The organism is Fibrobacter sp. UWH4, assembly GCF_900142475.1.
Lineage (GTDB): Bacteria > Fibrobacterota > Fibrobacteria > Fibrobacterales > Fibrobacteraceae > Fibrobacter.
On sequence record NZ_FRAY01000002.1, the window covers coordinates 512,885 to 525,404 of the forward strand.

Genomic DNA, 12,520 nt, shown 5'->3' on the forward strand with positions numbered 1-12,520 from the left:
AGGGGCTTGTCATCCGCTTTGATATTTATTATATTTTTCATACTTTTAGGTTTTGCAAGTACAAATGTCGAAAAGAAAGGTCGCATTTTTTGTTTTATTGTCGACCGCAGTTCACGGCGAACTGCGTGGTATTTCGAGCCACAACAGGTCTATTGAGGGACAATCGTATTGAGTTATCCAGCATACAGCGCTCTGCTCGGTGTTTGTGCAACCAATAAACCGCAATGGTTGTCTACCGCCATAGACAGCACGCTCCATCAAACGGTAAAACCGTCTGAAATCATTGTGGTCCAGAACGGCTCATTAACAGATGAATTGGCCGCGACAATCAATCGGTACAAAGAAGAAAATCCTGAGCTTTTCGTAATACAGTCTTTGCCGTCTCGTACGGGACTGGGCGCGACAGTTCGAAAGGGCATAGAGGCCTGTTCAAACGGATTTGTCGCCTACATAGATGCAAACGGATATTCTGTACCGACCCGGATAGAAGAAGAGTTTGAAGCCCTGCTGGCAAACAAGGCCGACATCGTCGGAACCAACATAAACGAGTTCTCGGAATCTATAGACAAAGTGACAGATTACCGCACATTCCCAGAAACACCTGAGGAAATCTACAAGTTCGCCAAGAAAAAAATACCGATGGCATTTTCTTCCGTCTTGTTCAAAAAAAGAAGGATGGTTGCCGCCACATCTAAGTTACCAGAGTATACGCAATTAGCTCACTAATATAGAATTCACCCACTGATTTGATATGCTAGACAAGAATTCAAAGATTTACGTTGCAGGCCACCACGGCTTGGTGGGGTCTGCCATTTGGAATAATCTCAAGTCCCGCGGATACAACAACCTTGTTGGCCGCACCCACAAGGAACTCGATTTAACCGACCAGTATGCCGTCAAGAAGTTCTTTGACGAAGAACGCCCCGACGCAGTGGTGCTTGCGGCGGCATTTGTCGGCGGCATCATGGCAAACTCGCTCTACCGTGCAGACTTCATGATGATGAACATGAAAATCCAGTGCAACGTGTTCAGCGAGGCCTATGCCCACAATGTGAAGAAGTTCTTGTTCCTCGGCTCGACGTGCATTTATCCGAAAAATGCCCCGCAGCCCATGAAGGAAGACGCCCTCCTCACGAGCGAACTCGAGTACACCAACGAGGAATACGCCATCGCAAAGATTGCGGGCCTCAAGATGTGTGAAAGCTACAACCTGCAATATGGCACCAACTACCTCGCCGTGATGCCCACGAACCTTTACGGCCCGAACGACAACTTCCATCTGGAAAACAGCCATGTGATGCCCGCCATGATGCGCAAAATCTACCTCGCGAAGCTCATCCATGACAACGACTGGAATAGCATTAAGGTCGACATGGACAAGCGACCCGTCGAAGGCATCAATGGCAACGCCTCCCAGGATGAAATCTTGAAAGTCCTCGCGAAGTACGGCATCGCGAACAACAAGGTAACCCTCTGGGGCACGGGCAAGCCGCTCCGCGAATTCCTTTGGAGCGAAGACATGGCCGATGCATCGGTGCACGTGCTGTTGAACGTGAACTTTAGCGACATCATCGGCATCGAAAAGTATTCCAGCGTGCATTACGGCGCGAGCGTAGACGGCGCTGTAGACCGCAACCACAGCGCGGGCCGCGGCGGTGCAATTCCCAAGCTTGGCGAAATCCGCAACTGCCACATCAATGTGGGTACGGGCAAGGAACTCACCATCCGCGAACTCAGCGAACTTGTGGTGAAGGCGGTCGGTTTCGAAGGCGAAGTCGTGTTTGATGCAAGCAAGCCCGACGGCACCCCGCGCAAGCTCATCGACGTGAGCAAGCTCCACAGCCTCGGCTGGACGCACAAGGTCGAAATCGACGAAGGTGTACAGAAACTCTTCAACTGGTACAAGGATTCACTCAAAGCGTAACAAAGGTGTCATCCTGAGCGGACCCTGGAGCGCGAAGCGCGATAGGGGAAGTCGAAGGATCAAAACAAGATTATGACTGAAAAACGAAACGTAGCACTCATCACGGGCGTCACCGGACAGGATGGCACCTACCTTTCTGAATTCCTCCTCGCTAAGGGCTACGAAGTCCACGGCATCATCCGCCGCTCCTCGGTGGACTTCCGCGAACGCATCGCGCACCTCGAAGGCATGCCGAACTTCCATTTGCACTACGCCGACATGGGCGACTCCATGAGCCTCGTGAAAGTTGTGGGCAAGGTCCAGCCGACCGAAATCTATAACCTTGCAGCCCAGAGCCACGTGCAGGTCTCGTTTGACTCCCCGGAATTTACCGCCGACGTTGACGCTACAGGAGTGCTCCGCGTACTGGAAGCCGTGCGCACCAACCATTTGGAAAAGACTTGCCGCATCTACCAGGCGAGTACCAGTGAACTCTACGGCAAGGTCGAAGAAGTCCCGCAGAACGAGAATACCCCGTTCCACCCGTACAGCCCCTACGCCGTCGCCAAGCTTTACGGCTTCTGGATTGTCAAGGAATACCGCGAAGCCTACAATATGTTCTGCTGCTCCGGCATCCTCTTCAACCACGAATCTGAACGCCGCGGCGAAACATTCGTGACCCGCAAGATCACGCTCGCCGCCGCCCGTATCGCCCAGGGCAAGCAGGACTGCCTGTTCCTCGGCAACCTCGACAGCCTCCGCGACTGGGGCTACGCCAAGGACTACGTGGAATGCATGTGGCTCATTTTGCAGCACGACAAGCCCGAAGACTTCGTTATCGCGACCGGCGTTCAGCCACACCGTCCGTGAATTTGCGACGCTCGCGTTCCACCACGCAGGCATTGAACTCCGCTGGGAAGGCGAAGGCGTCCATGAAAAGGGCATCGACGTTGCTACGGGCAAGACCGTTGTGGCTGTGTCCGAAGATTTCTACCGCCCGACCGACGTGGTGAACCTCTGGGGCGACCCGACCAAGGCGAGGGCCGAACTCGGCTGGAACCCGCAAAAGACGACATTCGAACAGCTCGTGAAGCTCATGGTCGAAAACGACATGCGCAAGGTCGCCGCCGACGATGCCGCAAGCCGCGTACACACGAACCTCGCCGAATACCTCGAAAAAGGCCTGGTGAAGTAAGAGGGAATGGTGGTTGCTTTTGAACGATTCATTCTTGTCAAGGCAACCGCCTTATTTGTCATTCCCGACCTGTTCGGGAATGTTTTTTGTATATTCAACCGTTTGCAAAATAGTGAAGATAGCCAACTGTTGGTGACAGAATATCGGGTGGCGGGATAAGCATATATTGAATGCTTAATATGAATTATGGCTACAGAACACGAAAATAACAAGAGAATTGCGAAAAATACATTGTTGCTTTATGTGCGCACAATGTTTGTGATGGCTGTATCTCTTTTTACTAGTAGGGTAGTTCTAAATGCTCTTGGTGTTGAAGATTTCGGTATGTATAATGTTGTTGGTGGCTTTGTTGCGATGTTCTCTGTTATTTCAGGAGCCTTATCTTCCTCTATTAGTAGGTTTTTAACGTTTGAACTTGGTAAAGGAGGCGGTGAAAAACTTAATAGAATTTTTTCAACAAGCGTAAATATCCAAATAGTAATTGGAGCTGTTGTTTTTATATTAGGTGAAATTGCTGGATTATGGTTCTTGAATTATAAAGCAAATATTCCTGATGGACGTCTTATTGCGGCCGTTTGGGTTTTGCAGTGTTCATTAATTGCTTTTGTTGTTAATCTTGTTAGTGTCCCTTATAATGCAGCGATTATTGCCCATGAAAAGATGAAAACTTTTGCTTACATTGGAGTTTTAGAAGCTGTATTGAAATTGCTTGTTGCTTATTTTTTGTACATATCTTCATGGGATAAATTAGTTACGTATGCTGTTTTGCTTGTACTGATTTCGGTAATTATTCGATTGATTTATGGAATTTATTGTCATCGGAATTTTTCAGAAACGAGATATAAGTTCTGCTATGACAAAGAGCTTGTGCATGAAATGACTGGTTTTGCGGGCTGGAGCTTTTTTACTAATTGCGCTTTTATATTTAATACTCAAGGAGTCAATATTCTTATAAATGTTTTCTTTGGGGTTGCTTCAAATGCTGCACGAGGTATTGCTGTTCAAATGGAAACCGCTATAAAAAAATTTGTTTATGACTTTACAACAGCAATCAACCCCCAAATAACTAAGAATTATGCTGCGGGAAAGTTTGCTGAAATGAACAAGCTTATTTGTAGGGGCTCGAGGTTTTCGTATTTGCTTTTTTTGATTTTCGCGTTACCATTTATTTTTGAAACACCAACTGTTCTTAAACTTTGGTTAAATGTTGTTCCTGAACATACTGTTGCGTTCTTTAGACTTACCATAATTTGCTCTATACTTGATGTATTGGGGAATACTGGTTATACAGCCTGCATGGCGACAGGAAAAATAAAAAAATATGTGTTGACAATTACATCTGTTGGCTGCTTGGTTTTTCCTCTTTCTTGGTTGGCTTATTATTTAGGTTTCCCAGTAGAATCTTGTTATGTTGTTTTTGCTTTGGTTTATTTTGTGGTTGATGTAGTTCGATTGTTTTTGATGAAGCAAATGCTTGATTTTCCTCCTTTTTTATATATTCGTGATGTTGTTTTTCGTATTTTCTTGGTTACGTTATTCTCGTTGCCCATTCCGTTTTTTATAACTGAGCTCATGGAGCCATCCGTTTTACGTTTTTTTGTCAATACGATTATTTGTGTTTTAATAGCTAGTTTATCTTCGTTTTTCTTCGGTCTTTCAAAAAATGAGAAGTTAGCCGTTCAAAATGGAATCAGAGCGAGGTTCTTAAAAAAATGAGTTTTATAAAAAAAATCATTAAAAAGTTAACTACGCGAACAATAACGGTTTTAAAACCTATTGTTGTAACTGTACCTTCAAATGAACTGTTGAAAGGAAAAACAGCCTTGATTACGGGGGGCGGGTGTGGAATTGGCTTTGCAATAGCTAAGGCTTTGAGTCTTGCTGGTGCAAATGTTTTTATCTGTGGGAGAAATGAAAAAAAACTTCAAGTAGCTGCTGAACAAATCCATTGTAAATATATTGTTTTGGACATTTGTGATGTTCAAAATGCTGAATGTATAATTGAAAAAATATTTTGCGAAACTCCGATAGATATTCTTGTAAATTCTGCCGGAATCCATGGTAATGATGCTTTTGGTCAGGTGTCAGAAGATACCTTCAACGCTGTTATGGATACAAATGTGAAAGCCTTATATTTCATCTCTCAAAAGATTTCTAATTTGATGATAAAGTATGGTGTTAAGGGACATATTTTAAATGTTTGTTCTGCATCGGCATTAAAGCCATCTTGGACTCCATATGAGATTAGTAAGCGTGCTGTTCAAGGAATAACAGAGGGGTTCGCTCATAAACTGATAAAGCATGGTATTGTTGTGAATGGGATTGCTCCTGGTCCTACGTTGACTCCTATGCTAAGAACAGAAAACAATCTAACTTGGCCTGCAAATCCCTCAGGGAGAATGTCTATGCCCGAAGAAATTGCGTCTTTGGCTCTTTTTATGGTGGGGCCTCAAGGCGAAGGGATTGTTGGGGATACATTTTTTATAACAGGCGGCTCAGGAACAATTGACAAGGAAAAATAGCTTATTATGTACACAATTCAAGAAAATGTTCGAATAGTCATTGCTCTTCTTAAACAATACAATATCAGGCATATTGTCGTTAGCCCTGGTGGTACCAACATTCCGATTTCTCAAGCTGTTCAAGACGATCCGTTCTTTATTTGCTATTCAATTCCTGATGAACGTAGTGCGATGTATTTTGCAATAGGTCTATATTTGCAAACAGGTGAGATAATAGCGACTTCTTGTACGAGTGCTCAGGCCACTCGTAATTATGTTCCCGGTTTGACGGAAGCTTTTTACAAGCACGTTCCGATTCTTGCTATAACTACAGCCAAATTGGAACGTTTCCAATACCAAGATTATATGCAAGCTCCCGATCAGTGTTCCTTGCCTAAAGATTCTGTGAAGGCTTCTTTTGATTTGCCTCCAGTAACTGACGATAACACTCGGATACAGGTTTACCATAATGCAAAGGATGCTATTTTGGAAACAAAGCATAGAAGTGCGGGACCTGTTCAGCTTAATATCCGAATTATAGACGCATTACAAATTCAATTTGAAAATATTGAACTTCCCAAAATTCGTCCTTTGACTCGCTATATGGCATGGGATGAGTGGTCTGATGTCGATTTAGAAGGCAAAAAAATTCTCATAGTGGTCGGTGAACATCGACCATTTACTGATAGACAATTAAAAGCAATAGATTGCTTCTGTGAAAAATATAATGTGTGCGTTTATGTAAATCATTTGTCTAATTATCATGGAAAATATTCAGTTTCTGCCAATTTGATGGTTTCTTGTGGTGGCTTTAATCAGTTGAAACCAGATGTTCTTATCACAATTGGTGGTCAAACAGGAGATTACGCTATTTATGGAGCTCTTAACGGACTTGGAAAAGCGGAACACTGGAGAGTGTCAGAAGATGGTGCTTATGTAGATACATATTGTCATTTGACAAAAATATTCGAATGTCCTGATTATTTTTTCTTTGAACGATTTGTCAAAAAAGAGATTTCTGCACATCCTTATTTCCAGGAATGGAAGTCTCTTTGTGATTCAATAAACTATGATGTAGAACTGCCGTTTTCTAATTGCTATGTTGCACAGCAGCTTCATTCTAAGATCCCTGCAAATAGTGTCATGAATTTTGCAATTCTTAATAGCTTGCGGTGTTGGAGTTATTTCCAATTGGATCCAAGTATTCAAGGGTATGCTAATGTGGCTGCGTTTGGTATAGACGGCTGCAATTCCATGCTTTTTGGTGAAAGCATGAAAACGGATGAGCTTTGCTTTATTGTTACGGGTGATTTAGCATTTTTCTATGATATGAATGCTTTAGGGATTCGTCATCTTAAAAAGAATATACGTATCTTGCTTATTAATAATAATGGCGGTGCTGAATTTAAAATTATGACTCGTAATTGGAAAAATGATGTTCGTGTTGATGATTTTATTTCTGCAAATGGTCATAATGGTAACGCTAAGGGATGGGCTGAAAATTGCGGTTTTAAATATTTATCCGCTTCATCCAAAAACGAATTTGAAAACCAAAAAGATTTATTTGTCTCTTCTTGTAATCAACCGATTGTTTTGGAAGTGTTTACAAAAGAGGATGATGAGGTTGTAGCTATGAAAAATCTTGTTGAATCAAATAGAATTCAGTCTGCACAGGATCATTTAAAGGGTATGGTTACTAATCTTGTTGGTGAAAAGGGTACAGCGTATTTGAAAAAATATTATGAAACGAATATAATAGGGATAGTATGAAACGTATATTTTTTGATATCCTGCATTTGATAACTTATTTCTTTGGTGCTTTTTTTACATTCAAGAAGAAAGTGCTGTTGTTCTGTATTCCTGAGCATCCTAATTTGGGAGACCAGGCTCAGTTGATGTGTACTGAAAAATGGATTAAGAATAATTATGGTAATTACAAGTTGTTTGAATTCCCGTTGATTTGTCAGGTCTTTGCTAATGACAATAAATCCTTGTTGTTTAATTACACATTTTGGGTTTTTATTGTACTAAAATTAACTGTTCGTAAAAAAGACATATTTATTGGACATAGTGGATATTTCTTTACGGATCATCATGGGGGGTGGTTTTCCTTTGCTTTCTTGATGGAACATTGGAATAATCAATTTATAATACTTCCGCAAACAATTAATTTTTATGCTCCGTTTGTTAAACAGCTTGTTGCAAAGAAATTTGGGAATCGAGAAAATCTCACAATTTTGTGTCGTGATGAAGTTTCTTATGAAAATGCAAAAAAGCTTTTTGGATCAACAAAATTATTGCTTTTCCCAGATATTGTAACTAGCTTGATTGGTGCGCGATCTTATAAAGCTGATCGAGACGGGGTGCTTTTTTGCATGCGTGATGATGTTGAAACTTTTTATTCTGCAAGTAGTATTGATGATTTGATGAATCGGTTTGGAAATGTTCGAAAAGAAAAGATTGACACGACGCTAAAGATTAGTAATGTTGAAATGCGAAAGCATCGTGACGAATTGATAAATAAAACTATTGAAAAAATTTCAACCTATAAAGTTGTGATTACAGATCGTTATCATGGAACTATCTTTTCTGCGATTGCCAATACTCCTGTAATTGTTATTAATTCTGCTGATCATAAATTGAGTAGTGGCGTTAAATGGTTCCCAAAAGAATTTTTTGGTGAAAATGTCCAATATGCAGAAAATCTAGAGGATGCGTATGAAAATGCTTGTCGAATTTTGCAAGATTCGAGACAAGTAACTGCTAATCCGGCTTATTTTAAAGAAAAATATTGGGATTTTTTACAAGATGTAAGAAATAGTGAAAAATGACTATTTGAGTTATTTAATAATTCTAATAAATAAAATCATATGTTTTATACTTTTTTAGTAATAGTTGCACTTTTTTTTGCTTATAAAGCGGGTTGTTTTGAAACAGAAAATAACCATGATTTGTATTATAAACTAACTTTTTTTGTAATATTCTTCATTTATGGTTTTGAATTCTATAACACTGTTGACTATAGTGTTATGCTTAATAAGTTTAATTTGGTAAATCGCACAGATAAATCTATTTTTGAATTTGGTGAATCTGTAGAACCTTTTTGTGCATTTTTATTAAAAATTTGTCAACCTATAGGTGGTATTGGGTACTATCTTGTGACTGCTGCTTTTGAAATTTTTGTAATGTATAAAATATGTAGGAAAAGTATTGACGAAAGGTTTCTTTGGCTGTTTACATTTATTTTGCTGATAAATTTTGATTATGTAATTGTTTTTATGACTGTAAAAAGACAATTTTTATCAGTGGCTTTTGTTATGCTTGGTGTGTACTTGTCTTCATTAGAATCGTGTGAAAATAAAAGAATTTTTTAAGAAAAGTTTTTATGTTTTTCTATGTTTTGTTGCCGCGTTTATGATCCATAAAGCTTCTGTCGGTGCTTTATTTTTGCTGCCTATAGTGTTTTTTAAGCAACCTCTTACGAAAAAGATATCTGCTTTTTTATTGTTTTTGTTTTTGCTTCAATATTTGGTGGATTTGTCAAAATATGCGGATTCCATTTTTTATTTTTTATCTGACAGGACAGACAAATTTGCTCATTATGCTCAACAGTTGGAAAGTGGAAGATCGAAAACATTTGTTTATGTTTTTTATGAAACTGTTGTTTTTTTAATTCTGCTTTATTATGGAAACAAAGAATCCGGTATAAGGCTTGTTTTGATAAAAGCGTCTTTGTTCTATTTTGTTATGGCGAATTATTTTCAAAAAGATGTCGGGCGAATTTTGTTGTATTATCATTATTGCACGATTTTCGCTATTGTGATTTCTGTTGAAAATTTATTTGCTGAAGGAAAAGTTAGATTTGCAAAGATGTTTTTGATTATGGCTGTTTTAATTTCTTGTCGTCTTTATTATAATGCATTTTTTGTAAGTGATAAGCATTCGATGTCTTATGGCTTTAAAAATTTTAAAACAATTATTGAAGCTCCTTCTTTATGGATTGAAAATCCAAATCAGTTATACAAAAAATATTTACCATACTATTGATAGAATATCATGAAAATTCTTTGGTTTGCAAATACGCCTTGTGAGGCTGAAGAAAAGCTCACTGGAAAGCCTGTCACTGGTGGTGGGTGGTTGTACGCTCTTTCTCAAGAAATGAAAAAAGACCCTCAAGTGGAGCTGCATATAGCTTTTTACTGGGGGGTGCCGATGGAACCTTTTTGCTATTCTGGCATATATTATTACCCTATATTGCGTTCTGGAAATTGCTCAAAAATTGGAAGGTATATCTATAGATTTAGATCCCAATTTTCAGATTGTTACGATGCCGTTGAAGTTCCTCGTTTGCTAGATGTCGTATCTCGTGTTAATCCTGATGTAATCCATATTCATGGATCTGAGGAAAATTTTGGGCTAATTGCGGAACATATTGATTCTCGAAAAATTTGTATGTCGGTACAAGGAATTTTGGGCCCTTATAAGAATAAATATTTTTCAGGGATTCCTAAAGAAGTTGTAGAAAAAAATTCTCCCTTTATAAAAAGGGTGTTGCTTGATGGCTCTATTGCTTCGTATCGCCGTTTCTGCAGAAAAACGTTAAGGAAAAAAAGAATTTATCGGAAAATAGATAATATTATTGGTCGTACGAAGTAGGATGAAATGTGTTCTTTGGCATTGAATCCGGAAAGAAAATATTATACCTGTAATGAAATCCTTCGTAGCGATTTTTTCAAGAAAGAATGGGCTGTCCCATCAAATGAAAAATTCAAGATTGTTTCGACGATAAGTTTTGGCTTGTGGAAAGGGGTCGAAGTGATTTTCCAGGCCGCCAAAATTTTAGAAGAGGCGGAATTCAATTTTGAATGGAACGTTATTGGCATAACGGCTGATGACGAAAAAGCTTTGTATTCCGAAAAAATGACTTCTTTCAACAGAAATTCATCAAATGTTAAATTTTTAGGCCGTATGGACTCTTCTCGGCTGATTGATCAGATGATGTCATCGAATTTATTTGTTCAGGTGAGTAGAATTGAAAACAGTCCAAATACATTATGCGAGGCTATGTTACTTGGTATGCCCATAATTGCATCTTATGTTGGTGGTACTGCAAGTATGATGAAAGATGGGGTTGATGGGTATATGTACCAGGAAGGAGAGCCGTATGTTCTTGCTGGACTTATAATGGATTGTGAAAAAAATTATGCTAAATATGTTGGTATGGGGAAAAATGCGAGAGTCCGTGCATCGCAAAGGCATAATCCCCAAAATGTCGCTCAAGAATTGAAACGTATCTATGAATCAATTTGTTTGTCGAATGGTCACGTAAATGATACGAGGGTGTAATATGAAGACGAAAATAATGAAGCTGCTAAGCAATGTCTACAAAAAAGCTTTTAGAAAAAAATATGTTGGACAGTCTTGGCCTAGCGAAAATGAAAGAGAAAATGCCAATCGAGCCATTTTTGATTTATTAAGTGCGGATAAGCCTTGCTTTATTGGTAGAATGGGAACGACAGAAGGTGCCGTCATAAATAATTATATAACGGTTCATAGTGATGTAAGCTATTTCAAGAAATTGCTTAATTACATTACGGACAAAACAAGACTTCCTTGGTGGGATTTCCCTAGATTAGACAATGACTTGTGTCAATTTTCTGGATTCTTTCCCGGTGGTAATTTAAAAGAATTGGAAAAGTTTGCAGAATTGTATATGAAGTATATTCCGACAATGGACTTAGCAGGGCGCTTTTCTTATTATGAAAAATTTTTGCCGTTTAATTCCAAGTGTCAATTCTTTCAGTTGGAGGCCCTGTATCCATTTTTTGTCGAGCATTCCTGGATGAAGGCCCTAGAAGGAAAAAAGGTTCTTGTTATTCACCCTTTTAAGGAAACCATTGAAAAACAGTATGAAAAAAGAGCCCATTTATTCCCTTCAAAGGACTGGCTCCCTGATTTTAAGCGCCTTACGGTTATAAAGGCCGTACAAACTTTAGCGGGCGAAAAATGTAAATTTGCCAACTGGTTCGAAGCTCTGGATTCGATGATCAAGCAAATTGACCAGGCGGATTTTGATGTGGCTCTTATTGGGTGTGGTGCCTATGGCTTACCTTTGGCTGCTCATTGCAAAGAAATCGGGAAAAAGGGATTTCATCTAGGGGGAGGATTACAGCTCTTGTTTGGAATTAAAGGAAAACGCTGGGAGTCCCAATACACGAACTCTTGCTACAGAGATTTGTTTAATGAGTATTGGGTGTATCCAGATGGATCTGAAAAAATAAAGAATGCGTCATCTGTTGAATCTGGTTGCTATTGGTAATGTTATGGTGCATAAATCGAATAGTCTAGCTCATTATTGCAATGTCGCTTGGAAAAGGTTTTCCAAATATTTTTGGCTGTTGCCGAATGTTTTGACCGCCTGGTGGTGGGGGGTCAATTTGGGCTCAAAGAACCGTTTTTATGGAAAGACAGTTTTCCGTACAGAACCCGATTCTATAATTTCTATAGGAAACAACTCTTGTTTCAATTCGTCTCATCGGTCAAATTTGATAGGTGTTTTTTCTCCGTGTATGATTTCCACAATAGCGCGCAGAGCCGAAATCCATATTGGTAACAATTGCGGCTTTTCGGGAACCGTTATTGGTGCTGCGTTGTCTATAAAACTGGGCAATGGCGTACGTTGTGGAGCCAATACTATGATTACAGATAGCGATTGGCATTCGGATGATCCCAGATCTGGGAAGGATGCTCCTGTTGTTATTGATGATAACGTTTGGCTTGGTTATGGAGTCAAGGTTTTGAAGGGTGTACACATTGGTGAAAATACTGTAATTGGTGCTGGGAGTGTCGTTACTCACGATATTCCTGCCAATGTTGTAGCGGCAGGAAATCCATGTAAAGTGATAAAGGGCTTGAATTAGT

General features: G+C 39.8%; 13 protein-coding genes and 1 pseudogene. All 14 read left to right on the plus strand.

Annotated features, from left to right (window positions below; translation table 11 throughout):
• The first annotated feature begins 168 nt into the window (after positions 1-168).
• Positions 169-726, plus strand: a complete 558-nt coding sequence (locus BUA93_RS04960) for a glycosyltransferase (protein WP_175547369.1) — start codon at positions 169-171, stop codon at positions 724-726.
• A 25-nt stretch (positions 727-751) separates the two neighbouring features.
• The gene (locus BUA93_RS04965; protein WP_072977930.1) at positions 752-1,924 is read left to right on the plus strand and encodes a GDP-L-fucose synthase family protein; all 1,173 of its coding nucleotides are present in this window, start codon (positions 752-754) and stop codon (positions 1,922-1,924) included.
• 72 nt (positions 1,925-1,996) lie between these two features.
• A pseudogene (gene gmd / locus BUA93_RS04970) lies at positions 1,997-3,098 on the plus strand (GDP-mannose 4,6-dehydratase).
• 6 nt (positions 3,099-3,104) lie between these two features.
• Positions 3,105-3,257 carry a hypothetical protein gene (locus BUA93_RS16175; RefSeq protein WP_175547370.1) on the plus strand — a complete coding sequence of 51 codons (153 nt, stop codon included), beginning with the start codon at positions 3,105-3,107 and terminating at the stop codon, positions 3,255-3,257.
• Positions 3,258-3,284: 27 nt separating this feature from the next.
• The gene (locus tag BUA93_RS04975) at positions 3,285-4,814 is read left to right on the plus strand and encodes an oligosaccharide flippase family protein (RefSeq protein WP_072977931.1); all 1,530 of its coding nucleotides are present in this window, start codon (positions 3,285-3,287) and stop codon (positions 4,812-4,814) included.
• Positions 4,811-5,620: an SDR family NAD(P)-dependent oxidoreductase gene (locus BUA93_RS04980; protein ID WP_072977933.1), complete on the plus strand. Its 810-nt coding sequence runs from the start codon at positions 4,811-4,813 to the stop codon at positions 5,618-5,620. Before BUA93_RS04975 ends, BUA93_RS04980 begins: the two co-directional genes overlap by 4 nt.
• Before the next feature lie 6 nt (positions 5,621-5,626).
• Positions 5,627-7,369, plus strand: a complete 1,743-nt coding sequence (locus BUA93_RS04985) for a thiamine pyrophosphate-binding protein (RefSeq protein WP_072977935.1) — start codon at positions 5,627-5,629, stop codon at positions 7,367-7,369.
• A complete protein-coding gene (locus BUA93_RS04990) occupies positions 7,366-8,430 on the plus strand; it encodes a polysaccharide pyruvyl transferase family protein (protein ID WP_072977937.1) in 1,065 nt (354 codons plus the stop codon). The genes BUA93_RS04985 and BUA93_RS04990 overlap by 4 nt, the downstream gene beginning before the upstream one ends.
• Before the next feature lie 39 nt (positions 8,431-8,469).
• Positions 8,470-8,973: an EpsG family protein gene (locus BUA93_RS04995; protein WP_072977939.1), complete on the plus strand. Its 504-nt coding sequence runs from the start codon at positions 8,470-8,472 to the stop codon at positions 8,971-8,973.
• Complete coding sequence (locus tag BUA93_RS05000; protein ID WP_072977941.1) at positions 8,951-9,646, plus strand: EpsG family protein; 696 nt, start codon at positions 8,951-8,953, stop codon at positions 9,644-9,646. Before BUA93_RS04995 ends, BUA93_RS05000 begins: the two co-directional genes overlap by 23 nt.
• 9 nt (positions 9,647-9,655) lie before the next feature.
• On the plus strand, positions 9,656-10,255 hold the full coding sequence (locus tag BUA93_RS05005) for a hypothetical protein (protein WP_072977943.1): 600 nt from the start codon (positions 9,656-9,658) through the stop codon (positions 10,253-10,255).
• Positions 10,256-10,270: 15 nt separating this feature from the next.
• The gene (locus tag BUA93_RS05010) at positions 10,271-10,945 is read left to right on the plus strand and encodes a glycosyltransferase family 4 protein (protein ID WP_175547371.1); all 675 of its coding nucleotides are present in this window, start codon (positions 10,271-10,273) and stop codon (positions 10,943-10,945) included.
• Between the two features lies 1 nt (position 10,946).
• Positions 10,947-11,918, plus strand: a complete 972-nt coding sequence (locus BUA93_RS05015; protein WP_083597133.1) for a hypothetical protein — start codon at positions 10,947-10,949, stop codon at positions 11,916-11,918.
• 250 nt (positions 11,919-12,168) lie between these two features.
• Entirely contained in the window at positions 12,169-12,519 is a 351-nt protein-coding gene (locus BUA93_RS16180; RefSeq protein WP_175547372.1) for an acyltransferase, read from the plus strand.
• Position 12,520: the final 1 nt, after the last annotated feature.